Here is a 25,157-nt window from a genome sequence, read left to right on the forward strand (position 1 = left end):
ATTAGATGAATCCTACTTAATAGACCTAGTTAATCAGGTGCAATGGGGAGACGATAAAGGGATATGAGTAGTTCGAATCAATGGGATGCAGAATGGGAAGTATCAGAAGAATTGGCTTATAAATTAATAAGCAGTCAGTTTCCACAGTTAGCTTCAAAAAGCGTGCAAAAACTAGGATATGGTTGGGATAACACTGTCTTTCTTGTCGGGGCCGAATATGTATTTCGCTTTCCAAGAAGAGAAGTTGCAATTAATTCTATAAGGATGGAAGGAAAAATACTACCAAAGCTTAAAGATTATTTTTCCATTGCATATTCTTTACCGATGTTTTTTGGGGAAGGGGATTATGATTATCCTGCACCCTTCCTAGGCTACCCCTATTTATCCGGAGGGTTTCCAATCGGATTAACTGACAAGCAACGTTCGTTATCAGTAACAACGCTCGCACAATTTTTAAAAAGTCTACATGCATTCCCTGTGGAAATCGCCCAAGAAAATGGAGTTCAACAAGACCATAGAAATTTGACTGATATTGCGATGCGTAAGGAAAAGATGCATAAATTCATTTCCGACCTTGCCCTTCATTTTAGTGAAGACGAATATCGTGCAATATCGAATTATTTGGAACAGCTCAGAACTGAAAGAGTGAAACAAAAGTACGTATTCCTTCATGGTGACCTTCATTTTAAAAATATTCTGGTAGATGAGGATGGAAGAGTTACAGGGATTATTGACTGGGGAGATATCAATATAGGACATCCTGCTTGTGACTTGAATGTTGTATATAGCTTTTTACCTCCGGATGCGCGTTCTGACTTTTTCAAAGAATATGGGGAGGTAGATGAAGAAACGAAGATATTAGCTCGATTGATTGCCATATATATTCCCATTTTGATAATGATGCAGGCAATTGATGATAAAGATGAAAGGTTGGTTGATGAAGCAAGAACGAACATAAAACGTGCTCTCGCTGATTAAGGGGTGAAGCCAACATTTTGACGGTTTTTTGCGCTTAGCATTAGCGGATGTACCAAGCCGATTTCCGACTGATTGTTGACTGCTAATGATGTTTAGTGGTCATTGGTCCAGCTACTGTTATATAACAATAGGAGGCTGAATTTATGCGCTACTTTGAAAGAGTAAAGAAATTATCAGTTTGGCTCATTTTGATAAGTGTATTATTTTTTCTCTTAATGATTATTTTCTATAACACAAGCAACTTTAAAGAGCTTATCTACTATGATATTAACGACAAACCGCTAGAAAAGCTTTTAACGCTCGTTTCATTACTGATTGCTATATTCAGTTTATTATTAGGCATTACGTTGAGAGTCATAGCCAAAGATGCTGAGGAAGACATAGGCGTTGTAGAAAAGCTTATAAGAACAGAAGATTAAGCGAACAGAACACTTTAGCTTCACCAGAACAGGCTACCGAAATAATCGGTAGCCTGTTTAACTAATATAGTAGTGTTTTGCCAGAGTAACACATCCGCTTCACCTACAATATGATGAGTCTAGAAATCTAAAGAGGTGAGCCAATGGCAGTCGTAAAAGCCAGAAAACAGGATATTGATATGTTGGCAAGGTTGCTTCGTGCTGAAGCTGAGACCGAAGGCGAAATGGGCATGCTCCTTGTTGGAAATGTTGGCATTAACCGAATAAGGGCGAATTGCTCCGATTTTAAAGGACTCCGCACAATTCCCCAAATGATCAACCAGCCTCATGCATTCGAAGCGTTGCAGCATGGTATGTACTATCAAAACGCAAGAGAGAGGGAACGCCGTCTGGCGCAACGGGCTGTGAATGGGGAGCGGAATTGGCCAGCCAAATTCTCCCTATGGTATTTCCGTCCAGGAACGTTCGAAAATCCCGGACCATGTCCGCCAACTTGGTATAATCAGCCGCAAGCAGGACGATGGAAGAAGCACTGTTTTTATGAACCGACCGCGGAAGAATGTGAAAGTGTATATAATACGTTATAATTTTATAAACGAATAGAGCTCAGTATCTCTTGACCTGACTGGTCACTGCCATTTGTCGGCTGACAAGAACATTGACCGAATGAAGTCTGCTTAAATTGCGGGCTTTATTTATTATCGGATCAAGTTCTTGTCATTTGTCATTGTCAAGAACATTGTCTGGTTCCCGATCGATGGAGGAAAGTTACGAGTGCGAAGGGATTTCATCTTAGTACATAGAATTTTGTGATAGAGGGGTGATGCATTTTGAAAAATCTATTAGAAACTGAACGGCTGCTTTTGAGGAACCGAGGAGAGCGAAGACGAGAGTTGTATCGCCGTTTCTTCTAATCACCTCGGTAAAGGTAGTTGCAAATGAGCTATACTACCTTTACTCAACTAAAGGGCAGTAAGTGTAGATTATAATTTTCTAACAATAAGTGCGATAATTATCTAAGGGAGTACGAATAATTAATTCATTGACAAAGGGCGCGATTTTAGATGGATTGTTGTGCACCATCAAATAATACAGAAGCTATAAAAACGGAGTGTCCATCATGCGGTGAAAAAGGCAAGAATGTGCAACTCATAACGCTCAAGTCTTTGCTTAAATCATCAGCAATAGAAATCATTGAACCCGAGAACTCTTACGTTTTTTGTTCTAACCCTGCTTGCTCTATCGTTTACTTCAGCGGGAACTATTCGCAAACGTTTGTTGAGAACGACATAAAGGTGCAAGTATACCAAAAAAATCAGAGTACAGATGTGCCTGTGTGTTACTGTTTTGATTGGACGAGAGAGCGGCTTCTTCAAAGCGTTGGAAGCGACCCAAAACCTGCTGAACAAATCAAATCTCATGTTCAGGCGGGGCGATGTGGGTGTGAAGTAAATAATCCCCAAGGGGCTTGTTGCTTAGGTAATGTGAACGTTTTTTTACGGGGTCTCAAAGAGGTGTAAATTAGCAAAAAAATTTGGATTTACTCAACTAACGGGGAACTTTAGAGTAACGACAACAGGCTGCCAGCAGATAGACAGCCTATTAAGCTATTGGGCAGGAGAATTGAATAAAAGCAGCGAATTCATTGTTGGTGAAATACCATATTATGGATGTGTCCAAAATGAATGAATAAAGTGGTAAATTTTATTCGGGTGATTTGACCAACTCGACGATTGAAAATGCTAACTTAAATGAGACAACAATTAGATATGCAAACATGAAAAATGCCCAAATCATTCATGTCGACTTAACGGGTACTACGGTTCGAGCCAGTAATTTATCTGAAATGAATATGGAAGGTAATGCATGGTGGGACATGCGCATGAATCGGTGTGATGTGTATGGATTGAATTTTGATGCTGGAACTTTGGAGGGGGCTACGGTCGCCAACTCGCATCTTGTAAATCTAACGATAGATAATTGTGTAATTGATGGTTTAAAAATAAATAGCGTTTTGATAAAAGAGTTGATTGAGAATCATCCCGATTACCGTTTTAATGGGGAATCGATTCCTAAAAATATTCATTATAACGAGGCAGGGGAACGTATTTAATTATTAAGCTAATAGAGAACTATAGTTTGTTGATATCAAAATGATTAAGCAGAATAACAGGATTGTTTTATTCATAGGAATGCTCCTTCGTCCGTCGTGTGGAGTGGGATAGTTATGGTAATTATAGGATATCAAAAAATGCTGGATTGTTCATAGTGAATATTGGGTTAAGCAATTTCTGTCAGAATGTGAGAAAAATTGTTGACGAATGGAAGATGTTATTAATATAATGAGTTAACTAAAAATAGGATATTAAACGCGAGGAAGCACCCGCAGACATCTTTTTTATCGTTGTCCGCTGATCTTTCTCTTTTTTTATGTCTTTTATAAGGAGTTGGAGTAAGACAAGCCCGAGCTTCTATCAAATTGAGGGGGAATTATGATGAAAAAAGTGATGGCATTAATGTTGATAATGGCTATGGGAGTGGGATTGTTTTTAGTGGGGGGCGTGGGAGCGACTTCCTCTAAACCAGACGTTACCTTTGTTATTGATGGACAAACATTTAAGACTCCAGCAGGTGAGCCAGATCCGTATGTGAATAATGATCAAAGGACAATGGTTTCTATTCGGTTCTTCGCTAATGCAATTGGTATGGCTGGTAAGGATGTGAAATGGAGCAATAAGACTCAGACAGCGACGCTTCTACGGGATGGCAATGAAGCTACGATTACTGTTGGTAACCCGATCATGAAGGTTAATGGGACAAGCATCACGATGGATACAAAAGCGGAGATGAAGAACGGCCGCTTGTTCATTCCCGTTCGGTTTGCTGCTATCGCGCTTGGTGTTTACTTTGAGTGGGATGGAGATCGGAAGGTTATCACGATAAATAGCAAAGAAGAAGTAGAGCCAATTCCTGCGTTTAAGTACGTGCTTCCTGGGGATGAGGTTTTTGACAATCCTAAGATTGATAGAATGATTAGCTTCTTCTGGGCTAAGCCAGTTGGTGGTAAATTCTTATTCCGCGCAGACGAGTTTTCTCAAGCTGAGGATGCTGTTAACTATTCGTTGAAAACGGAGATTAATCCTAAGATTAACGAGCAAATTTATAATGCGACTAAAGTTCTATTGGACGAGAATCATTTTGTTCATACCGCTTTCTACGAAGGCGATCCGGAAGGATCGACAGGTAGTATCGCGGTAGTATCGTTTTATAGGAATGAACTATTTGCTCGTAATGGTCAAAGCTATTTCAGTTATAGTTTCTCGGAAGATAAAGTCTTTAATCTTGCAGATTCTTGGAACTATTCGGGGTTTTCAAAGGAAGTATCGATTGTGTTGGAAGTAAACAGATTATGGCAAGATGCTAAAGATGGTTGGGTTGTACCATTTTACGAACAAAAATTAAGAGCATCGCTTATGGCCATATTCGGCGAGAAAAATGGTGAAGGAATTACGGACTATGTAGTATCTGAATATTTAAAGGATCATACAGACATTGGCTATGATGCTAAGATTATTCGTGATACAAAAAAATTCGGGGATATTAAGTTAGATTATAGAGGAACGCCCGATAATGATTCTCCTAATTTCTATTTCACTATAGGTAGGTGATGAGGAGTTTGAAGAAACTATTAAATTCGTTGTTGCTAGTTTCAATATTAATAGGGTTGATTCCACTACCCTCCACATTTGCGTATCCAAATAACGATGTTGAATTCAAGCAGTGGCTAATTGATAGAGGAATTGAAACTGAGGATAAAGATAATCATCTCGCTGAATATAGTACGTACAAAAGATTTAACCTCATCGTTTATGGTAAACCCTATGGTGAAAAACTTAAAGAGAGTATTTGTTCTACTATTCCGGGCATGATGGATCGTTACTTGGGATTTGACGTAAAGGGAAAACCTTTTACAAATGAATGCTACGCGAAGGATGCAGATGTAAATAAACCAGATGATTGGCCAAAGTATGTAAAAGTTGAAGGGGCACCTGAGTCTTGGAGAACAGGTGCTAGACTAACTCCTTCACAAGTTAGCTTTATGAGAACAGCTCAATTGATCGGAAACGGTGCAAGCTCCTTTTACAATGTAAACTACATTGCTGGAAAAATGGGGGGAGCCTATGATCAGTATACTAAAATCCAAAGTCCTGCAACTTGGAGGGCAAAAGGTAGCGTATACGTTGAACACGTAGGTGCATCCGGTAAGATTTGGTATGCATCTTTTACAACTCCTTCTCTCAGTGGTAATGATGGTGGTGCAATGGTAGATGGCGAGATCAATACACCCAATGGATTAACCTATACCATTCCGAGGGGGGCTGATCAAGTAGATATACCCCACTCAATTACAGCTTCAGCTAAACTTTCGGGTTACGTAACTGCTAACGATGTACTCGCCTTAACAGCTAAACAGGACAAAAAAGAAGCAACAAAGTCGCGTGTAACAACTGTTACTCTGAATAATCTAAAACTAACTAAAACAAGATCTGAGTTTCCAGTTAGTAACGAAACTAAGAGCTACCCAGTTTTGTTAGAAGGCGAAGTATCCTTAGAGAATGTATTTACGGAAAAAGATAAAAAGCCAGTAAAAAAACAAGTTACTGTAATCGTAGAACCCGAAGGAGAAGAACCAGGCATCCGAGCAACAGCAGCGACAACCCCCAACGCTGTTAAGTTCAACAAAGCAGATATAAAGGTGAAGCTAGACGCAACTGGCGAACTTCTGAAATACACGGATGCGAGTAACGTTAAGGAATGGGTGTTTTATGCCAGAGAAAAAAGCGACACAACGAACGCAACGCTACAGACTAAAACAGTCGCGGGAAATGCACTTAATCAAAAGACGAATTTCACGTTTACCATTCCCAAATCCAAAGTAACTGGCCAGTCTTACACAGAAATATATGCGGTAACTGCAACGGCTGTATTTAAGAAGGCTGTAGCCGGTAAGACAAGCTTATCCGCTCCAGCTGAAGCCTCGACCTACGTGTACAAGGACGATACACCGCCACCAGTGACGAGGCCAGATGATCCTAACAAACCCCCGATTGCTGTCATAGGAGCACCTTATTCGGTTGATGTAGGAAGTCCATTCACGGTAAATGGATCAAACTCTTATGATACCGATGGACAGGTTGTTTTATTTTCGTGGGATGGACCTTGCTTTAACTTGTCTGAATATTCTGACAACAACAGCCAAATCTATCAATGTAATAGCATTGGAACTTATACGTTTGGCTTAAAGGTAGTGGATGACGATGGGGCTGTATCCCAACCTGTCTATAGATCAGTCATCGTCAGACCTCCTTTGCCAGCAGCTATCATTATCGTTGATGGAACCTTGAAGGAAAATCGCAAGGTAGTGTTGGATGGTAGCGAAAGTGTAAGCTCCCCAAGCTTTCCGATTAATAAATATGAATGGGAGATCACACCGTCGACAGGGGGAAGTTCGGCTACTGTTAAGTATGTTGGATCACTTAGCCAGGCCAAGTTAGATTCCCTTTTCAAAAAAGAAGGTACATACAACGTAAAACTGACGGTATGTAATAGCTATGGTTGTGACACTAGAGAGCGGTTCATCACGGTCAAGCCCGATAAGCCCCCGATCATGGAAACCAGTAGCATCACGCCAGTCTACCGTCAAAGCTATAATGAAAATAAAGCTCTTATCGAACTGGAAGATTATTCTTACTCTTCGGATGGAGATATCATCGTTTCGAGAACAGTCGCAGTCGCTTTTGACACCAAAAACGATGGCTGCGCTAACGATGGGTATACAACATTAACAAGCGTTGCAGGAAAGCGATATTCCTATTTTGCGCCAGAAGTAGGTAACTATTGCTTCAAAGTAATGGCTACGGAGACGTTTGGAGAGCCGACGATTCCTCAATTCATTACTGCAGCGGATTATCGCTCAGGAGTATCCGAAGTAAAAGTAAATGTGGACAATTACGCACCTAGTACATCCTTTGGAATTCTCAAGAAAAAGTTTGTGGATATCAACTTTAACTTAGGCGAGAGTACGTATGCCTCAATGGATGTACTCAAGACAAAAGTTAATACGCTTGTCCTACCTGAACTTGCAGCGAATGGAATAGACGCGAAAGTAACATATAGCGATTCAAGACCTGCTGCTTCCAAATTGCTCTATTTTGAAACGCGACGAAACCGTTGGGATAACGAAGATAAAGAGGACGTATTTGAGGGTGTTCGAAGATATGCCTTCGATCCAGACAAACAACAATTAAGAGAAATCACTGTACTGACCTCGTACTATTCAGAGGTGCAATCTCCAATCGTAATGCCTGACGATACAATATATTACGTGAAGTATGCTTACAATTATCCAGAATCAAACTACTCGGTTATGAAATATGATCCTGTCGATAAGAAGTCAACGGTAGTTTTCAGTCCTCCGTACTTTGATGGAGGGATATACGGATATCGTGGCTTCAAAAATTTAGGTGGATTAGCGATCAACCGACAGGGAAATATTTTCGTTAGCACACACTGGAAGCCTACTGGTGGAAGCAATTATTCGGGTGTAATGATGTATGACCCAGTCACGAGAACTCTAAGCAATATTGCTGAAAACTCACAAAATGGCAATGGTTACGGACAATTCACGACTGACTTTATGGGTAATGTTTACGCAGCAATTGCACCAGGTGCCGGATCTTCGAGATGGAACATATTTTCTCCTCAAGGTAATTCTGCGGGTTACACGGATATTAGAAGTAATATGGGATATGTCCACACACCAGATGGTGCTAGTTGGGATCTGGATTGGAGGGACAATAGTCTCAGCGGAATTAGAGGCGCTGTAAGTAATCCGGTTAGCAGTAGATCGCAAACCTACTTATATTATACGGCAAAAAGAACTTTGGCATCTGAATCCGGTTTGATGAAATTCAATACCATTACTAGATTAGAAGAACAGATAGATCCTAATCTTGTAATTATCGTGGGTATGACTTACGACGAAAAGTTATACTATTATAACCCTGCTGATTATTCTAATCCGCTTAACATTTATGTCTATGACCCTGCTAAAAACAGCAAAGAACTCGCCTTTACTTTTGCTCAGTATCCTGGCAATGGAGCCACGGAAAAGATATCTGCTGGTGTTAATTTATTAGTACCCACAACAGATGTTGCATTCGCTCCGGCGTCAGACATAGCGCTTAAAGGTGCTACGTGGAGAGATCCAACAAATAAATACTATGTGGATATCTCAAACAAATACCGCGCGGATCTGAGTACAGGCCAAATACAAAGCAGTATGCTAAAAGAATTACTGGAAGATAACATTTCATACAATGTGCTCGGAGCTGCAGTCAATGAGGCGCAATCGAATGCCCTTATTGCTTTAAATGATGGCAACGGCAAGTATTACGACAACAGCGATCCGGACACTGCATTAACGACATTCAGAGATGATCTGATTACGAGAGTGAATCAGGATGTGGTTTTAGATCACTACCTACTATTGGGTGAGTCACTTGATTACATGACGAGTTATCTGGATCCGGAGTATGACGAGGAAATCTCCTCAAGGTGGCGTTTTGATCATGATCCGAGCGTCTTTGAGAACAACCAAGGGTCGATCGATAATAACGGAGGGTTTATACCAGGCGCGATTATTACGCCTCCGAAAGTCGGGAAGTACGAAGTCCAGTATCAGGCACAGGATGATCCGACGACGAACTCCAATTACTTCTCCTATAGAAAGTGGAGCGAGGGACCGGGTGACACACTGACGTTCTATGTCCATCGTGCACCGTTTGCTTTGTACACGGCGAGTGCAAATCTGGTCAGTAATCAATACCATGTAAATATTAATGAGTATTCCTACGATCTAGATCATCAAACAGCTACAGGTAAAGGGATTGTGCAGAAGGTTTGGCGTTGGAAAAATGCAAAGGATACAGGCTGGACTCCAGGCTTACCGCCAAGCGTTCTTGCAGACAACGAGCAATATGTCGTTTCGCTTAAGGTTAAGGATATTGAAGGCGCATGGTCAGATGAGAATGTACAGATCATCGGATCAACAGGGAATCTCCCCCCTGTCGCGTTATTTACGGCAGAACCAGCACGGCTCTCAGCTGCAGACAACTTAATAATTACAGATCTCTCCTACGACCCGAACAACGATCCGATTGTGGAGCGTAAATGGGAAGCGATGAAGGATGGTGTGCAAGTTTACGCAGGAGCTACAGCGCCAACTGCCGCTCAACTAAAGAGTGGAGCAACGTCACAAGGTAAGCCTGTAATCGGTACGTATACGATCTCTCTTCAAGTTCGCGACGCACCACCTGTCGGTATCTCCATGTGGAGTAACATCTATAAGCAGGTTATTCAAATCCTTAACGTGCCTCCAGAGGCTGAGATGGTGGTTCCCAATGGGACAAAGGATAGTCCTACGATATTTAACTCGAAGCGACCCAATCTTTCTTGGAAACAAACCGACGTTGATCCAGGCACGGTGTTTAAGAAATATCAGCTTCAGATTATTAATGAAACGAACAACAATTTCATTCTGGATACGGGAGAGCTGAATCAAAATACGAGCTCAACGACCGCGAGCTGGATAGTCAATAAAGACCTCCCTTCCGGGAAAAAGATGCAGGTAAGGGTGCGAGTGAACGATGGGACAGAATGGTCCAAATGGTCCACGTCAACTTGGTTTATGATCAATTCACCGCCAAAGGCGGATTTTGATTGGACTCCCAAGCCGGCTTGGGAAGGAGATCAGATTACATTAATCAATCAATCCACGGATCCAGACGAAGACTCTTTAACCTACCATTGGGAAATGACGGGTCCCAAAGGTTATTCAAGAAGTAGTAATGAGATGAACCCAAAAATCTCAGATACGGCGGATCGACCAGGCATTTACAATGTGACGTTAACGGTTAAGGATCCAAACGATGGAAGGGATACGATTACGAAACAGATCGTTGTTGGGGAGCTCACTTTAGCAGCTTGGGTTAAGCACACACCAGAGTGGGAGCAGAACAGATTACACTGGAACTCTAAATACCCTAAAAAGCTTCGTGCGGACAACGTATTTTGGGCGGGTGAAGCATTCGTACTGGAAGCGAACGTAACAGATACCGGAGTATCCGAAACACATGCGATCTCTGTGAACGCCGTTGCGGCTACCGAGCTACAAAAAAGCTTAACAGAAGCTTCTCCGGGTTCTGTCACTTGGACAGGGATTCTGCGCGAAGGGGATACACACATTACCTTCGAAGATTTGCCAGACGGTATATATTCCTTCGTCTTTACGGTTAATTATAGTAACGGGGTAACGAAAACATCCACCGTGATTATTGAAATCAGAAATACGGTAGATGAGTTTGTCCAGGTTCATAGAATCCAATAAACTTCATTTCTAACTAGTCAAGCGCCCTTACTCCCGTGTTCATACGAGAGAAAGGGCGCTTTTTGCCTGCTTAAATTGGTCTTGTGGAAGGGTAAGTATCCAAGTCCAACCTTGCGTAATCGCATATATTGATTGCGAGAGTGGGGATTCGGAATTTTTTTGACATCTACAAGTACTGGAGGGATACAAGTTGGGGAGAACGCAAAAGCATAACGCGGGTAGTCGGTATGAAGCCGATCATCGTAAAGGCCGTGTGGATGGTTATTCTTTCGGTTGGATGGACGGACATTGGCTAGGGCGTTGTGAGGCTGTTGTTCGCAAGGCAACACCAATCCCGGCTAAACGCCCCATTCATGTGTTATATGTCACTTCTGGCAAAGAATATCCTTACTCGCCACTCGATAACGGAATTATCGAATCCCTGAAGATGATCACTGAAAAGGTAACCATCGTCGTTCCGGAAGATCCTATCGCCTCGGTTGCAGCCCAAGTCAGACCCGATATGATGCTTGCGTTAGATGGAATGCATTTGGGGGTTGAGAAGGTTCAAGCTGTAAATGTTCTTGGCATTAGAACGGCTATCTGGTTTACGGATGACCCTTATTATTCGGATATTACGGCGTCCATTGCACTCAACTATCAACACGTATTCACGCTTGAGCGGAATTGCGTACCCTTCTATATAGAGAAAGGCTGCGGCCAAGTTTCCTATTTACCGCTCGGGGTATATCCGGGCTCCTACTATCCAAGGAATACACCACGATCGTTGCGGAGCGATATTTGTTTTATAGGCTCAGCCTATTGGAACCGAGTGAACTTATTTAACCAACTGATCCCTATGTTAGCGCATAGACGATTGCATATTTCCGGAATTTGGTGGGATCGATTAGCTGAATATGAGCGCTGGAAAGGATTAATTGACTTGGACATGTGGATGGGACCTGATAAAACTTCTGAGAGATACATGGCCAACAAAATCGTGATTAATTCACATCGTGCGAGTGACGACGATACTTTTAATCAGAATGAAGCTCTGATAACCGCTGTTTCTCCTAACCCCAGAACATTTGAAATCTCAGCCTCGGCTACTTTGCAATTGTCAGATTGGCGCGAAGATATTTCTCAATTTTATATTCCGGGTCAAGAGATTGTGACATACGACTCGCCAGAGGATTTAGTGGCTAAAGTGGATTATTACTTGGAGCATGAAGAAGAACGGCAAGAGATTGCGCTAAGAGGATTATATCGAACGCTCAGGGATCACACTTACGTTTCTAGACTTAATCAGCTATTGGATTTGACGATGAATGGTTAATAGCCGCGAAGAGGATGAGAACTTATGAGCCGAGCTAAAGAAATAGACAGAAGATTGATTAGAAGGAAATGGAAAGAAATGAATTTTGCGCACGAATTCGAGCCTTTTTATGACGATGAAGTAACGTTAAATCATCGGAAAATGAGATGTTTAAAGGACTCATACAAAAGCAGTGTTTGGAAGCTTGAAATCAAAGTGAACCAAAAAAGTTACCCCATTATTCTTAAAATTTCTAAGCATTTAAGAAAAGCACGACCAGAAAGCACGGTTGAAAAAAATATATATCGAAAAGCGAAAAAAGTGCTTCAACCGTTCATGCCGCAAATTTACATGACGAAGAGAAACGTTAATGGTCATGACTTATGGGTACTTATGGAATATATCGAACCGATCAAAGGACGGGTGAAATATAACCCTGACCACTTTTCCAAAATAATTCCGACTTTGGCGAAGCTTCATGCCTCTACTATGGGTAATCGAATAGAGCAACATGAACGTGTTTTCGCCGGGTGGTTACCTCGATACGATTCACAAGAGTTGATCGATGAAAGAGTTCAAATCAATCAACAAACGATTTATTATCTCGAAAAGGCGATGGATATCCCTAAGCTCAAAGCCAAATTGAACCCACACTACACGCCTCTGCGGAAATTGTTGAAAAGAGGGCCAGGATACTTCCCAGAGGTTACGAAAGCAGGGATGAGTATCGTTCATGGGGATTTGCATACGGCAAATATAGCTAGCAACAATATTAAGGATAAAGACTGGAAGCTCAAATTTATCGATTGGGAAGGCGCGAAGTTTGCCCCTTGTTGGTTTGATCTCGTCAATCTGATCGGAGTATTTCTAGCGTATCGGAGAGAGTGGAAGGATGAGGAAGAAGCGATAACCCGTCGTTCCGTTCATCAGTATGCAGAGGAAATGAGAAAGAATGGCGTTGATTTTGAAATAGACCCTATGAAGCTATATGAAATGGCCTATCTGAAACGAATATTGGAAAGAAGCTTGTACTTACAATTGAGCTGGGCTGTGACAGGAAAAAAAGAAGCGAAGCTTCTATCCGTTCACTTGGAGAAATTGAGTATGTGGGGAAAAAAATATGGTTTGTATGAATGAGCTGCTTTCCCGTATTCGTGATATGAGTTACTTGTTATTAATGTCACGAATACGGGTTTCCACATAAGATGGAGAGGGAATTTGAAGTGGAGGATTAATAAATATGCATAATACTAATGATTCAGCCGGGTTTGAAAATGGGAGACTAGAGGGATTCCAAAAAGGTAAACAGGATGGTTTCATAAAAGGACGTGAGGATGCACTTCACATTAAGCGTAATCCTCCACTTAACGAGATTAGCTTGAAATGGCGTGAAGCTCAATGTGCGGACAAATTAGCCGGACATTTCGGTCATGCCGTTACGTTAAATGATCATAACATGGAGTGCTTGAAGGAAACCGTCAAAAGCACAATCTGGAAACTTGAAATAACAGCGAATGGGGTCATCTATCCAGTCATTCTTAAAATATTTAAAGCCCCTGTAGCGAATCAGGATTTGATTGAGTTAAATATGTACCGCAAAGCAAGTGGGATTCTAACGGACGTGATGCCTACTATCTATGCGATAGAAGAGGAGGCAGACGGTCAAAATATCTGGGTTTTTATGGAGTTTGTTCCTCAATTAAAGGGTCAGGTCATTTTTACACCGGATCATTTTGACAAGATTATTCCTGCCCTAGCGAAGTTGCATGCCCAAACCTATAATGAAAGGTTTTATGATCGTTGGGAAACATTTGTCGATTGGCTACCTCTTTATCAATCGGAATCTAAGATACTTGAGCGACAGAAGGCGAACAAGGAAACTCTCGAATATTTGGATAAAGCGATGAGTCGACCTGATTTGAAACAGATATTGGATCCTAGTTACAGCAGACTGAAGGTCATCTTGAGCAAAGGGCCAGAATATTTCCAGGAGCTAGTGCAGGCTGGGAAAAGTATTATCCATAACGATCTTCAGACTCCGAATATCGGCTGTAACAATGTGGGAGAAGCGGACTGGAACATAAAATTTATTGATTGGGAAGGCGCTCGGTTCGCACCTTGTTGGTTCGATATGTTTAATTTGATCGGTGTGTTTTTTGCTTACCGCAAAGACTGGAGAAGTAGTGAGGATGCGGTGATTCACCGTTGTACCCATCTATATACCGAGGAGATGCGGAAATACGGAATCGAGTTTAAGGTAGACCCCGTCCGATTGTACAAAATGGCCTACTTACAACGAGTACTGGAAAGGAGCTTGTATTTGCAGCTTCAATGGGCAACCGATGGGCAAAAACAGGCATTTTTATTAGAAGGCTATCTGGAGAAAATCAAAGTCTGGGGTAAGGAACTCCGTTTATATTAATCGCTTTTGAAAGGAAGGAAGCCTAATGAGTAACGTTCTGACCCATCTTGAATTGGCTGATCAGCTGCTCGGTGTCCTTCCTACCCGAGAGCGAATAGCAAGAAGCCAGAAGCTACCTGTCCACCGAACCTATTTGGTCAGAGTAGATAGAACGATGCCCTTTGAATTCATCAGAAATCTGATGCTACCATTTTGCGGATTATGGGGGGCGGATGTCCAGTTTGATTTTTCCGACTATGATGCGGCTTTATCCCAGCTTGGCGGCGATCTTCAGGCAGACGCTTATTTGCTATGGTTAGATTGGCGAATTTATCGTGAGTCCATGACGCCGCTAGCGGCAGTACAGTGGCTGATGGAGCGTATTGAGCAACTCCGTATAGGGACAGACAAAACGGTATTGGTGAATAACTGGCCGGAGTCGATGGATCACGGAGATAAAATGTTTGGCTTTCGAATAACATCAACCGATCGCGGGTGGATACGAAGGCTAAATGCATGTCTAGCCGATTACATCGAAAATACACCAGGATGTGAATTGGTCGATCTATCCAATCTCGCTTATGGGCAGCATGAAGCAGAATCCTTTTTCGATTACAGGAATGAAGTAGCTAGTAACTATCCTTTCTCCAATAAGGCGACCATTATGATGGCCCAACATCTTGGGGTTCATTTGTTTCCCGCTGTTTTTACACCTCGACTAAAGGCCATTGCCCTCGATCTTGACGATACTCTTTACAGCGGGGTTTTGGGAGAAGACGGTAGCGAAGGTGTCAAAGTAACAGACGGTCATAAGGACTTGCAAAAATTACTATTAAAGCTTAAGAACTCCGGAATCCTGTTAACAATTTGCAGTCGCAATGAAGAGAACGACGTCAAGGCGTTGTTCGAAAGCAGAGAAGATTTTCCGTTAAAGTGGTCCGATTTCGCGGCTGTTTGCGCGAACTGGGAGCCGAAAGCAGATAATTTGAATACGTTGGCACAGTTGATTAATATCGATTCCTCGGCTTTTTTGTTTGTTGATGATAACACAGCTGAGTTGCTTAAAGTGGCTTCCACGCTGCCGGAAGTTCACTTGCTTCGCGCGAATCTTGATGGAAGGCAGACGATGAATAAAATCTGTGACTTCCCTGGACTGTATCAGATTCATCCGGACGGTGAAGCAGCTTCAAGGACGCACGATATACAAGCTAATCAACAACGGGAAAAGATTAGAAAGGATATCTCTGACTACAGTACGTATTTGGAGAGTTTGAGGATGGTCGTGAGTATTTATGAAAATGAGTCTTCACACTCTGGACGCCTCTACGATTTAAGCCATAAAACAAATCAATTTAATTTAGCTTTGCGACGTATGACAGAAATGGAAGCACAAGAGGTTATGGATCCCGACCATTATGTAACACTTACAGTTCGACTCACGGATCTATTATCCGATAGTGGGATTATCGGAGCTTTTGTCTGCCAAGTGGAGGGACCAAATGCCCGGTTGATCGAAATGCTCTTCAGTTGCAGAGCGCTAGGACGTGAAGTCGAGACCGTGTCGTTTGCTAGCTTACTGGAAAAATTAACTGTTCTAGGCGTGGAACGTCTAAGTGTGGATTGTACAGAGGGACCCCGGAATAATCCCGCGATTGACTGGTTGAGGCGCTTTGTAACAGGTATACCTGAAAATCTACCTCTCCCCGAGTTATTAATCGATGTCAGGTCGGCCTGTATGAAGCATCCGGCAATTGTGGAGGTGATCTAATGAATGACGAACTGAAGAATGAAACAGCCTTGATCTTATCCGAGGTACTGAACATCACAATTTCACCAGGTGAAAATCCCAGACGAATTGAAATAGCGAATTGGGATTCCTTGAATCATATGGAGCTTATTTTACGGCTGGAGGAAAAGTTTCAAGTCCGTTTTACAATGGGGGAAGTTGCAGCAATCCAAAGCTTAGATGATCTAGTCCATATCATAGGAGTGAAATCATGAACCACAATATCGTCGTGGAGCGCTTCGGGATTCGATTAAGGCCAATTACGATGAATGACGCCGAATTCATCTACCAAATCAGAAGACACCCGGAGCTTTCTCAGTATATTGGGGAAATTGATTCTCAATTTCCGGTTCACCTGTCATGGCTAGAGGAGTACTTCCAGCGTGACGGTGATTATTACTTTTGTATCGAGGAGCTCTCTGGTAAACCGGTTGGGACAATTGCAATTTATGATATTGAGAACAATGCTGGAAATTGGGGGAGATGGATTATTTCCCCCTCGGTTCCTGCCGCTCCTGCCAGTGTGTGGCTTATTTTTCATGTCGCATTTGATCTATTGGGCTTGTCCAAGGTTTATTCCAATACGGTCATTGATAATGCTAGTGTTGTCTCTTTTCATGATAACTGTGGATTTGAACGTACCGGAGTGGAGCAAGCTGGTCTCAACATTAAGGGAGTAGCTTACGATCTGATCATTCATACAGCAACGAAGTTGAACTGGCCTGTTATCCAACAAAAACTGGAAAGGCCAGCTGAATTAGCCGCACGTCTGCTACAGGATGAAGGGCGATAACATGATGAATACTCTCATCAGTTATCGCAATACTTGAAGCTGCCGTAATCTATGACGACAATTCGATTGTTGTCGTCAGATATTGCTAAATTTTTGCTTCGGAGACTACGAGCTTCAATTCCTTCTTTCCTAAACCTTCTTCTCAACCTTGGAAGCTTCTTCTCGTACTCTTCCGTCAGTGAAACCATTCGCTGAATTTTTTTCATAATTATCCATCCATCACCATGATCAATGACTGGACAGAGATATTTTCGTAATCTGGTGGAACAACGATTATAAAGATTGAATTCGGTCTGATTGCTTGTTAGTCCCTGTCTGGAAATCGCTACTTTAACAACGTATCCATTCTCAAGGTCGTATACAATTCTGGTATTTCCATAACCCAGAATTTTATAATTTAAACGTAAAGCGTTTATAGCCTTACTTACATCATGATGCTTTTCCATTTTAGATGTAGAGCGTTTCATTTGTGAAATCCAATGTTGGATGGATTCTAAATCACGTTCAGACAACATGGCTATCACCTCCTCATACGATAAGACAGTATATGAAGAGGAACGGTGATCAGCCTCGGCGTTCTCACTGATAACGAAATGTGGAAATTACTAACGGCCGAGGTCATTATGACTTTCGGTTTTTTCACGTTCCGCCGCCATCCCAAGGACGGCGACAGCCGTTTCTGCTTGATCACAGAAATGATGTACAAGTATACCTTACAAATAACAGAACAATTACATACTCTATATCGATCTTAATATAGAAGGAGGAAAAGGCTGTGAAAGTACTCATTACAACAATATTTGCCTACCCCCCAAAAGGCGGGTTGGGGAAGTATATCAAAGAATTGAAGTCGGGGCTGGAACAGGAAGGTCATACAGTACACATTCTAGCTAGAAATGGCGATGAATACCACATCATTCGAGGGAATCGCCAGTACCCATTAAAAATGAAAAAATTAGACAGAAGAAATGCTTCTTTCTTATCGTCAAGGTGGGGGATGGGCAATCAGGTACAACTTTATTTTAAGAAAATAAGGGACGAGTCCACGAAATTTTTACAAGCGGTTCAAGCAATCGATTTGAGCCAATATCAAATCATCCATGCACAGGATATTGTATCCGCTAGCGTGCTCCGAGTGTACAAGCCAAGTGTAATTCCACTAGTTCTGACCGTGCACGGTTGTGTAACTGCTGAGTATTATTACTATGGGTATATTCGGCCCCACTCTCCTGAAATGAAAATTTTATCTTCCTTTGAATCAGGGGTTATTCAACAATGTGAACAGACGATCGTTCCTTCGAAATGGCTTTTGGGAGTGTATGAAAAGTGCGAAATCTCCACTCAAAACATGAAGATCATATCCAATGGAATCAATATTCCGAGATTTGATGCTCAAATGAATGCACAGACAGGGCTGAAAAGTCCATCAAACAAAACCATCATCATATGCACGGGACGTCTGGAGAAAGTCAAAGGACAGCATACTTTACTAGACGCATTGGCTCGGTTGAAAAAAATTCGAAAGGATTGGGTTTGCTGGATTGTTGGAAGAGGGGAAGCAAAAAGAGAGTTGCAGAAGAAATCCAAACGTCTTGGGATCGACGACTCTGTTAAATTTCTAGGAAGACGTTATGATGTTCCTGCTCTCTTGAAACAAGCCCATATATTCGTCATCCCAAGTCTTGAGGAAAATTACCCTTACTCATTGGTAGAAGCTCAGATTGCTGGTAAAGCGATTGTTGCTTCTCAGACAGGTGGTATCACGGAAATGGTGAAACACGATGTGAACGGACTTCTGTTTCCAGCGGGCAACAGCAAGAAGCTATATGAAGAGGTAAAAAGACTGTTCAAAGATCCGGACTTGCAAAAAAGGCTAGGGAATGAAGCGAAGGCTTGGGGAAGTCAACAGTTCTCGCTAGATACGATGACAAAGCAAGTGATAGATATCTATAACAACGCTTTGGAGTCAAACACAAACACAGTGAATAAGGGTACGGATTGACATGCTAGATATGGCGTTACCCATTATCAAATTGGACAAAGACAATATGCAACGCTATATATCAGACTTACTAGAAGTGGAACAGCTCGTGTATCAAAAGAGAGGTCATCGCTATTCCACTGAAGTATGGGGGGAAAGTCAGTTTCTAGTCGATTTGCCGGGGAAATTCGATTTAAGCTTCGGAGTTGTTAAAGGAGATAAGCTTATTGCTTTTCTGATCTGTTCTGAATCTATACCGGGTGTGAGCCACGTGCATAGAGTTGCTTTACATCCGAAACATTCCGGTGATGATATAGGTACAAAGCTCATGCTTAGGGCTTTTCTGGAATGGAAGAACATGCCTCAGTATCACATGATAACAGCTATTATTCGCGCGGATCATAGACTATCGTTGCCCTTAGCGAAACGAATAGGCGCTCAAATAGCTGACAAGCCATTCATGACCCAGGCATTCCAAGAGATGGGGAGGACGGGTGTCCAAATTTACGATAACTGTTTTGTGGACGAGTATGGTATTCGTTATGTGTTAATTTATATTGTTAAGGAAACGGAATAAAATGTTTAAGAAATTATGTATCTATCAACCGAATGTGTTCCCACCTCTTCATTACTTTAACCGCATTATGAACAGTGATGTATGGGTTATGCTTGATGACGTTCAACTCAATAAGAAAGTGGGACAAACTCGCTTTTCTTTGAAAGTTAATGGGCAAGAGCACAAGATTGCCATACCGATATTGGGTGGAAACCGGGTGAAGATCAATGAAGCTGTCATTCCGTATCATCACTGGATTGATAAGCTCCATAAGACGCTCGATTATGCTTACGGAAATTGTCCATTCTTCGAAACAGCCCGATCCTCCGCCATCGATTATGTTGAGCATCATCAACGTCTAAACACAAATTTCAAGCTGTTTTGCGAACATTTCACGATAGATATGTTACGAAAGTTAGGATGGCAAGGTGAAGTGGTTAGCTCTAAGGGTTTAGCTGAAGATCTGAAGGCTTCTGAACGGATGGCAGAGATCGCGTATCAATTGGAAGGAACCCATTATGTGTGTGGAAATGAAGGGTTCCAGCAATATGTAGACCTAACGCATTTCCAAAATAGAAAGCTTGCTATTATCGTTCAATTATGGAAATGTCCTGAGTATCCGCAGAGCAAAGGTAGTTTCCTGCACAATTTGTCTATATTAGACCTGATTGCGAATGTAGGACTGGACAGAGCTAGAGAAATACTTGTTTCCGGGGATACGATGGGATGGAAAGTGTACGAATGAATGCAGAGAGCATCTCTGTACTCGAAGACCTCCTGATAGAAGACTCAGGAGGTCTTCGAGTATCATTGAGCCTAATCATAACGTTAACCGTAAGTCCACGCATCAATAATGAGTGATTCATATTGTAGATAAAGTACTGGAAAAATCGATTGGAAGTAGGTGAAATAATGCTTGAATCGGGAAAAGAAAGAGTCCTGGTTTTTGTACCGCACGCTGATGATGAAGTATTAGGATGTGGCGGATTAATTGAAAAAGCATGCCGGTTTAATAACACAGTCAAGGTCGTACTCGCATCGGTGGGCAATTCGTTTTTCTGGCATAGGGAGCAACCCGTAACCGCAAATTCGCGTAAGCAGGAATTTTTCGATGCGTTAAGTTACCTTGGATGTACAGACCAGGAAATCATGTATGACGATAAAGAGAATATGTTGGATACGATTCCTCGGAAGGATATCGTAACGAAAATAGATATCATTTTGGAAGCATTTAAACCCACAATGGTGTTCATTCCATACCCTAGCTTTAATCATGATCATCAGACCTTATTCGAAGCTTGTATAGCAGGGTTGAGGCCAGTTCCAAATCGATACTATTCATTAATCGCAATGTATGAATACCCTCTTATTGTATGGCAGTATCCAAGTATGAAAGACGTAGGTGAAATGTATCTGGATATTAGTGAAACGATAGATAAGAAAATTGAAGCTTTACGATTGCATACATCGCAGTTGCGAGAAGCTCAGCATTTGATTTCACCGGAATCAGTAAGAAAATGGGCGGAAAAACGGGGAATGGAAGTCGGTTTAGAATATGCGGAGAAATATCATCTGCTCAGGGCGATGTTAGCATAGAAGAGGAGGATTGCCTTGGTTTCAATCATTTGCTGCACGATGAGATCTTCCTTTATGGATAACATTTTTCAGAATTACGATCAGCAGAGGGGTAGAAACAAAGAAATGATTATCGTCCTTAATCGGGATGATATGGATATTGAAAAATGGAAAGCTAGGGCAAAGGAATATAGAGACGTAACGGTTTATCAAGTTTCCGAGAAATATAAACTGGGTAAATGCTTAAACTTCGGAATTAAGAAAGCGAAATATGACATTATCGCTAAATTTGACGATGATGATTATTACGCCCCTTATTACCTAAGAGAATCACTTCATGCTCTGAAAAATAAAAAGGCTTCTATTGTTGGGAAACATACTTCATACCTTTATTTTGAGAAACACAAAGCCCTTATGCTATATAGGGAGGGCGTCGAGAACCAGTATTGTAGAAAGGTCAAAGGAGGAACCTTAGTTTTTAAGAGGTCAGTATGGAAAAGAATCAGATTTAATGAGGAAGTGGCAAGCGGAAGTGATGTGAATTTCCTGAGGGAATGTAAGAACAGAGGCTACAGAGTGTTTTCAGTTTCAAAGTTTAATTATGTGTGCGTCAGAAGAGAGGATACTAGCACACATACGCAAAAAATAGAAACAAAAGAATACATGGATAAATGTAAATGGATCACTCATACAAAAAATTACATTCCGATCATTAAGAAAACAATAAGATAATTTGCACTTTGACAGGGAGTTTTGAATGGTTCATTGAAAAAAGGAATGGTGAGAAAATTGAAGATTGCCGTGATAGGCATCGGATACGTAGGAATTACTACGGCAGTCTCTTTAGGAGAGCTTGGTCATCAGGTTGTTGGTGCTGATATGGATGATACCAAGATAAAGCAATTAAAAAGTGGAATATTGCCCATCTATGAGCCTCATGTGGAGACCGTTATCCGCAAATTGTTAAGAGAGGAATCCCTTCATTTTACAACGAGTATTAAGGAAGCTGTTGAAAGAGCAGAGATCGTATTTATTACTGTCGGAACTCCACCGCTTGCTGATGGCCGCCCAAATATGAAACATATCGGAGATGTCGCTACAGAAATTGGCAGACATATTAGGGAGTATAGCATTATCGTCAACAAAAGCACTGTTCCTGTGGGGACTACGGATGATGTGCAGTCTATTATTGCAGATCAATTAAAGCTTAGGGAAGTAAACGTACCTTTTGATGTTGTATCCAATCCTGAGTTTTTGCAGGAAGGGAGAGCACTTCAAAATGCCCGGAAACCAGATCGAATAATAATAGGATGCTCGTCCCCTGCAGCAGCGGAAATCATGCTTCAACTGTATGAAAAAGTCGATGCCCCCAAACAGATAACTAGTCCCCGAAATGCGGAAATGATTAAGTATGCCTCTAATGCCTTTCTGGCCACAAAAATCACACTCATGAATGAAATAGCAAGATTATGCGATCGATTAGCGGTAGATGTTTCAGAAGTAGCTAAAGGGTTGGGAATGGACAAAAGAATTGGCCCTCATTTCTTACAAGCCGGTATTGGTTATGGGGGATCTTGTTTCCCGAAAGATATTTCCGCGCTTGTCATGATGGGGCGCGAGGCTCAAATTGAAATGTCCATTTTAGAAGGCGTACAAGAGGTAAATCAACTGCAGACGGATTGGTTTCTTGATAAAGTAAAACAACAAATGGGTGATCTTTATGGAAAACGCATTACCTTGTTCGGTTTTGCTTTTAAGCCGGATACGGATGATATAAGGGAGGCTCCTTCCTTAAAAATAATCGTTGGATTGCTCAATGAAGGCGCCATTATTAGTGGATTTGATCCGGCTGTGAATAAAAAAATTACGGAAATGTTCCCAAGTGTAACTGTTATTGAAGATGCCTATCAAGCGGCAAAGGAAGCAGATGCAGTCGTAATTTGTACGGAATGGGATGAAATTATAAATCTGGATTGGCGTAAAATTAAAGGTTTAATGAAAGGGAATTTCATATTTGACGGTCGTAATGTCCTAGACTGGAGGATGCTCCAACAGGAAGGATTACGGTATTGGGGTGTAGGAAGAAACATGAACACTTGAAAAATGAACTGCATAGTATGACAAGTGTAGCTTATCCAAGGAGGGGGGCAACGTAATGGATTCTAAGGTATTAAGCAGCGGACGATTAATGGATAAAATTATTACGTCACTAGATAAAAAAAAGCCACTATCCGTTATATCCGTTGGAGCCACTCATAGCTATGTTTTAGCACAATATAGAATTCTTACTGAAGAGCAATTTATGAATCATAATGAGGCAATACGAACCAACAGCGGAACCGTAGTAAGAGGCTTTACGTTCCCCAATATTCAGCTGCGCGACGAAATGGTCGATGCGATAAAAAAGTCAGATATTGTAGGCTTTAATTTGGCCCTCCGAGATAAAATAAAATCTGGAAAGATGACCTTGATCGTCTTCAAAGAATATGGTATTTGTCCTCCTTATACATTCGATTCTTTGATCAGAAGAGTGATCATGTTCTCGCAAGAGCGTAAATTTAAGACCATGTTGCAAAATCGAAGAATCGTCTTGATCGGAAAAAATGCGAAAGAAGCACGCGATGCTTTGCGGGAAAAATGGGGACGGAAGCTTGGATTTGATATCGTGGAAAGTTTAGTGATGACTTCCTATGAGCAAATGAGTGAAATCAAAAAAAAGCTGGATACAACGCATTACGATCTATGCTTGCTTTCCGCCGGAGTAAATTCGGTCATTCTAGCTCCATATATTGCAACCGAGCACGGTAAAGTGGCTTTTGATATCGGGCAAGGAATGACTTCGCTCATTACCGGAGAAGTGGTCGTTACTGGAATGGTGGAGTATGTAGGATTAAAAAATTTACTTAAACTATGAGGGTGATTTCTCTGAGTATTCTCCTTACAGGCTGTGCTGGATTTATAGGCTCACATGTAACTAGAAGACTGCTAGATCAAGGTCAGTTTGTCGTCGGCTTAGACAATTTGAACGATTACTATGATGTCTCTCTAAAGGAGAGTCGATTGAAATTACTTGATCATCCTCATTTTCAATTCGTGAAGGGGGATTTAGAAGACCGAAAGTGTATAGATCATATTTTCGAACAATGGCAGCCGACGGTTGTTATTCATCTGGCTGCGCAAGCAGGCGTTCGTTACAGTATAGAAAATCCTCATGCTTACATCGATTCGAATATTGTTGGCTTTACGCACATTTTGGAAGCGTGTCGCCACAATCAAATTAAACATTTGATTTATGCCTCTTCAAGCTCAGTTTATGGAATGAATAAAAAATTACCCTATTCGACGAGTGATACCGTTGATCATCCTATTAGTCTGTATGCTGCAACGAAGAAAGCGAATGAGCTAATGGCTCATACTTATAGCCACTTATTTGGTTTGCCTACTACGGGGCTTAGATTTTTCACCGTATATGGTCCTTGGGGAAGGCCGGATATGGCTTTATTCTTGTTTACGAAAGCGATAATTGAGGGAACGCCTATTCGAATTTACAATGACGGCAGGATGAAGCGGGACTTTACGTATATCGATGACATTGTCGAGGGAATCATCAGGTTGATCCCGCTCAAACCTAACCGGAACTCGACACCTTATAAAATATATAACATCGGCAACCATTCCCCTGTAGATTTGATGACATTCGTAGAAACGATCGAGAAGAAGATCGGAAAGGCTGGGAATAAACAGTTCTGGCCTCTTCAACCCGGTGATGTTCCGGAAACTTACGCGGATGTGAGGGATCTGATGAACGATACGGGATTTAAACCGGATACGCCGATCGATACAGGAATAGGCAAGTTTATTGAATGGTATAAAGATTACTACGATATATCATGATAGAACTCGAACTGAAGGTAGGGTTGTATCCA

Annotated in this window: 22 protein-coding genes; 21 read left to right on the top strand and 1 reads right to left on the bottom strand. The window is 41.6% G+C overall.

Features of this window, described 5'->3' with window-relative positions; genetic code table 11:
• The first annotated feature begins 63 nt into the window (after window positions 1-63).
• The 13 genes from M1K58_RS16145 (at window position 64) to M1K58_RS16205 (ending at window position 17,119) form a co-directional block, all read left to right on the top strand.
• Window positions 64-978, top strand: coding sequence for a phosphotransferase (locus M1K58_RS16145; RefSeq protein WP_256759883.1), 915 nt, complete (start codon window positions 64-66; stop codon window positions 976-978).
• A gap of 143 nt (window positions 979-1,121) precedes the next feature.
• Window positions 1,122-1,397 (top strand): hypothetical protein, encoded by a 276-nt coding sequence (locus M1K58_RS16150; RefSeq protein ID WP_256759884.1) that lies wholly within the window; start codon window positions 1,122-1,124, stop codon window positions 1,395-1,397.
• A 143-nt stretch (window positions 1,398-1,540) separates the two neighbouring features.
• Window positions 1,541-1,984 (top strand): cell wall hydrolase, encoded by a 444-nt coding sequence (locus tag M1K58_RS16155; RefSeq protein ID WP_256759885.1) that lies wholly within the window; start codon window positions 1,541-1,543, stop codon window positions 1,982-1,984.
• A 477-nt stretch (window positions 1,985-2,461) separates the two neighbouring features.
• Window positions 2,462-2,917 carry a putative iron-sulfur cluster-binding metallochaperone gene (locus tag M1K58_RS16160; RefSeq protein ID WP_256759886.1) on the top strand — a complete coding sequence of 152 codons (456 nt, stop codon included), beginning with the start codon at window positions 2,462-2,464 and terminating at the stop codon, window positions 2,915-2,917.
• Between the two features lie 197 nt (window positions 2,918-3,114).
• Window positions 3,115-3,510, top strand: coding sequence for a pentapeptide repeat-containing protein (locus M1K58_RS16165; RefSeq protein ID WP_256759887.1), 396 nt, complete (start codon window positions 3,115-3,117; stop codon window positions 3,508-3,510).
• A 379-nt stretch (window positions 3,511-3,889) separates the two neighbouring features.
• The gene (locus tag M1K58_RS16170; protein WP_256759888.1) at window positions 3,890-5,065 is read left to right on the top strand and encodes a copper amine oxidase N-terminal domain-containing protein; all 1,176 of its coding nucleotides are present in this window, start codon (window positions 3,890-3,892) and stop codon (window positions 5,063-5,065) included.
• An 8-nt stretch (window positions 5,066-5,073) separates the two neighbouring features.
• Window positions 5,074-10,845, top strand: coding sequence for a PKD domain-containing protein (locus M1K58_RS16175; RefSeq protein ID WP_256759889.1), 5,772 nt, complete (start codon window positions 5,074-5,076; stop codon window positions 10,843-10,845).
• Between the two features lie 190 nt (window positions 10,846-11,035).
• Window positions 11,036-12,160 carry a CgeB family protein gene (locus tag M1K58_RS16180; RefSeq protein WP_256759890.1) on the top strand — a complete coding sequence of 375 codons (1,125 nt, stop codon included), beginning with the start codon at window positions 11,036-11,038 and terminating at the stop codon, window positions 12,158-12,160.
• A 24-nt stretch (window positions 12,161-12,184) separates the two neighbouring features.
• Window positions 12,185-13,276 carry an aminoglycoside phosphotransferase family protein gene (locus M1K58_RS16185; protein WP_256759891.1) on the top strand — a complete coding sequence of 364 codons (1,092 nt, stop codon included), beginning with the start codon at window positions 12,185-12,187 and terminating at the stop codon, window positions 13,274-13,276.
• A gap of 103 nt (window positions 13,277-13,379) precedes the next feature.
• A complete protein-coding gene (locus M1K58_RS16190; RefSeq protein ID WP_256759892.1) occupies window positions 13,380-14,561 on the top strand; it encodes a phosphotransferase in 1,182 nt (393 codons plus the stop codon).
• A gap of 25 nt (window positions 14,562-14,586) precedes the next feature.
• Window positions 14,587-16,308 (top strand): HAD-IIIC family phosphatase, encoded by a 1,722-nt coding sequence (locus M1K58_RS16195; RefSeq protein ID WP_256759893.1) that lies wholly within the window; start codon window positions 14,587-14,589, stop codon window positions 16,306-16,308.
• Window positions 16,308-16,541: an acyl carrier protein gene (locus tag M1K58_RS16200; RefSeq protein ID WP_256759894.1), complete on the top strand. Its 234-nt coding sequence runs from the start codon at window positions 16,308-16,310 to the stop codon at window positions 16,539-16,541. Before M1K58_RS16195 ends, M1K58_RS16200 begins: the two co-directional genes overlap by 1 nt.
• On the top strand, window positions 16,538-17,119 hold the full coding sequence (locus M1K58_RS16205; protein ID WP_256759895.1) for a GNAT family N-acetyltransferase: 582 nt from the start codon (window positions 16,538-16,540) through the stop codon (window positions 17,117-17,119). The genes M1K58_RS16200 and M1K58_RS16205 overlap by 4 nt, the downstream gene beginning before the upstream one ends.
• Window positions 17,120-17,136: 17 nt before the next feature.
• Here M1K58_RS16205 and M1K58_RS16210 read toward each other — a convergent pair whose 3' ends face one another.
• Window positions 17,137-17,634, bottom strand: a complete 498-nt coding sequence (locus M1K58_RS16210; protein WP_256759896.1) for a hypothetical protein — start codon at window positions 17,632-17,634, stop codon at window positions 17,137-17,139.
• A 260-nt stretch (window positions 17,635-17,894) separates the two neighbouring features.
• On the opposite strand from M1K58_RS16210, the gene M1K58_RS16215 reads away from it, so the two are divergent.
• From M1K58_RS16215 to M1K58_RS16250, 8 genes are all read left to right on the top strand, one after another.
• On the top strand, window positions 17,895-19,121 hold the full coding sequence (locus M1K58_RS16215) for a glycosyltransferase family 4 protein (RefSeq protein ID WP_256759897.1): 1,227 nt from the start codon (window positions 17,895-17,897) through the stop codon (window positions 19,119-19,121).
• Window position 19,122: 1 nt separating this feature from the next.
• Window positions 19,123-19,677, top strand: coding sequence for a GNAT family N-acetyltransferase (locus M1K58_RS16220; protein WP_256759898.1), 555 nt, complete (start codon window positions 19,123-19,125; stop codon window positions 19,675-19,677).
• Window position 19,678: 1 nt separating this feature from the next.
• Window positions 19,679-20,401 carry a WbqC family protein gene (locus M1K58_RS16225; RefSeq protein ID WP_256759899.1) on the top strand — a complete coding sequence of 241 codons (723 nt, stop codon included), beginning with the start codon at window positions 19,679-19,681 and terminating at the stop codon, window positions 20,399-20,401.
• A gap of 167 nt (window positions 20,402-20,568) precedes the next feature.
• A complete protein-coding gene (locus tag M1K58_RS16230) occupies window positions 20,569-21,252 on the top strand; it encodes a PIG-L deacetylase family protein (RefSeq protein WP_256759900.1) in 684 nt (227 codons plus the stop codon).
• Window positions 21,253-21,267: 15 nt separating this feature from the next.
• Window positions 21,268-21,963 (top strand): glycosyltransferase, encoded by a 696-nt coding sequence (locus M1K58_RS16235; RefSeq protein WP_372339175.1) that lies wholly within the window; start codon window positions 21,268-21,270, stop codon window positions 21,961-21,963.
• 33 nt (window positions 21,964-21,996) lie between these two features.
• A complete protein-coding gene (locus M1K58_RS16240; protein ID WP_256759901.1) occupies window positions 21,997-23,331 on the top strand; it encodes a UDP-glucose dehydrogenase family protein in 1,335 nt (444 codons plus the stop codon).
• Between the two features lie 55 nt (window positions 23,332-23,386).
• The gene (locus tag M1K58_RS16245) at window positions 23,387-24,145 is read left to right on the top strand and encodes a GT-D fold domain-containing glycosyltransferase (protein WP_256759902.1); all 759 of its coding nucleotides are present in this window, start codon (window positions 23,387-23,389) and stop codon (window positions 24,143-24,145) included.
• Window positions 24,146-24,156: 11 nt separating this feature from the next.
• Window positions 24,157-25,125 carry an NAD-dependent epimerase gene (locus M1K58_RS16250; protein ID WP_306220540.1) on the top strand — a complete coding sequence of 323 codons (969 nt, stop codon included), beginning with the start codon at window positions 24,157-24,159 and terminating at the stop codon, window positions 25,123-25,125.
• The last annotated feature ends 32 nt before the right edge of the window (window positions 25,126-25,157 follow it).

Origin of the sequence: Cohnella sp. WQ 127256, from assembly GCF_024519285.1 — a bacterium.
GTDB lineage: Bacteria > Bacillota > Bacilli > Paenibacillales > Paenibacillaceae > Cohnella.

Coding starts and splice junctions, on each gene's coding strand:
- M1K58_RS16210 (WP_256759896.1), bottom strand. CDS start 17,634: ATGTTGTCTGAACGTGATTTAGAATCCATCCAACATTGGATTTCACAA.
- M1K58_RS16185 (WP_256759891.1), top strand. CDS start 12,185: ATGAGCCGAGCTAAAGAAATAGACAGAAGATTGATTAGAAGGAAATGG.
- M1K58_RS16230 (WP_256759900.1), top strand. CDS start 20,569: ATGCTTGAATCGGGAAAAGAAAGAGTCCTGGTTTTTGTACCGCACGCT.
- M1K58_RS16205 (WP_256759895.1), top strand. CDS start 16,538: ATGAACCACAATATCGTCGTGGAGCGCTTCGGGATTCGATTAAGGCCA.
- M1K58_RS16190 (WP_256759892.1), top strand. CDS start 13,380: ATGCATAATACTAATGATTCAGCCGGGTTTGAAAATGGGAGACTAGAG.
- M1K58_RS16195 (WP_256759893.1), top strand. CDS start 14,587: ATGAGTAACGTTCTGACCCATCTTGAATTGGCTGATCAGCTGCTCGGT.
- M1K58_RS16170 (WP_256759888.1), top strand. CDS start 3,890: ATGATGAAAAAAGTGATGGCATTAATGTTGATAATGGCTATGGGAGTG.
- M1K58_RS16225 (WP_256759899.1), top strand. CDS start 19,679: ATGTTTAAGAAATTATGTATCTATCAACCGAATGTGTTCCCACCTCTT.
- M1K58_RS16200 (WP_256759894.1), top strand. CDS start 16,308: ATGAATGACGAACTGAAGAATGAAACAGCCTTGATCTTATCCGAGGTA.
- M1K58_RS16150 (WP_256759884.1), top strand. CDS start 1,122: ATGCGCTACTTTGAAAGAGTAAAGAAATTATCAGTTTGGCTCATTTTG.
- M1K58_RS16220 (WP_256759898.1), top strand. CDS start 19,123: ATGCTAGATATGGCGTTACCCATTATCAAATTGGACAAAGACAATATG.
- M1K58_RS16160 (WP_256759886.1), top strand. CDS start 2,462: ATGGATTGTTGTGCACCATCAAATAATACAGAAGCTATAAAAACGGAG.
- M1K58_RS16155 (WP_256759885.1), top strand. CDS start 1,541: ATGGCAGTCGTAAAAGCCAGAAAACAGGATATTGATATGTTGGCAAGG.
- M1K58_RS16245 (WP_256759902.1), top strand. CDS start 23,387: ATGGATTCTAAGGTATTAAGCAGCGGACGATTAATGGATAAAATTATT.
- M1K58_RS16145 (WP_256759883.1), top strand. CDS start 64: ATGAGTAGTTCGAATCAATGGGATGCAGAATGGGAAGTATCAGAAGAA.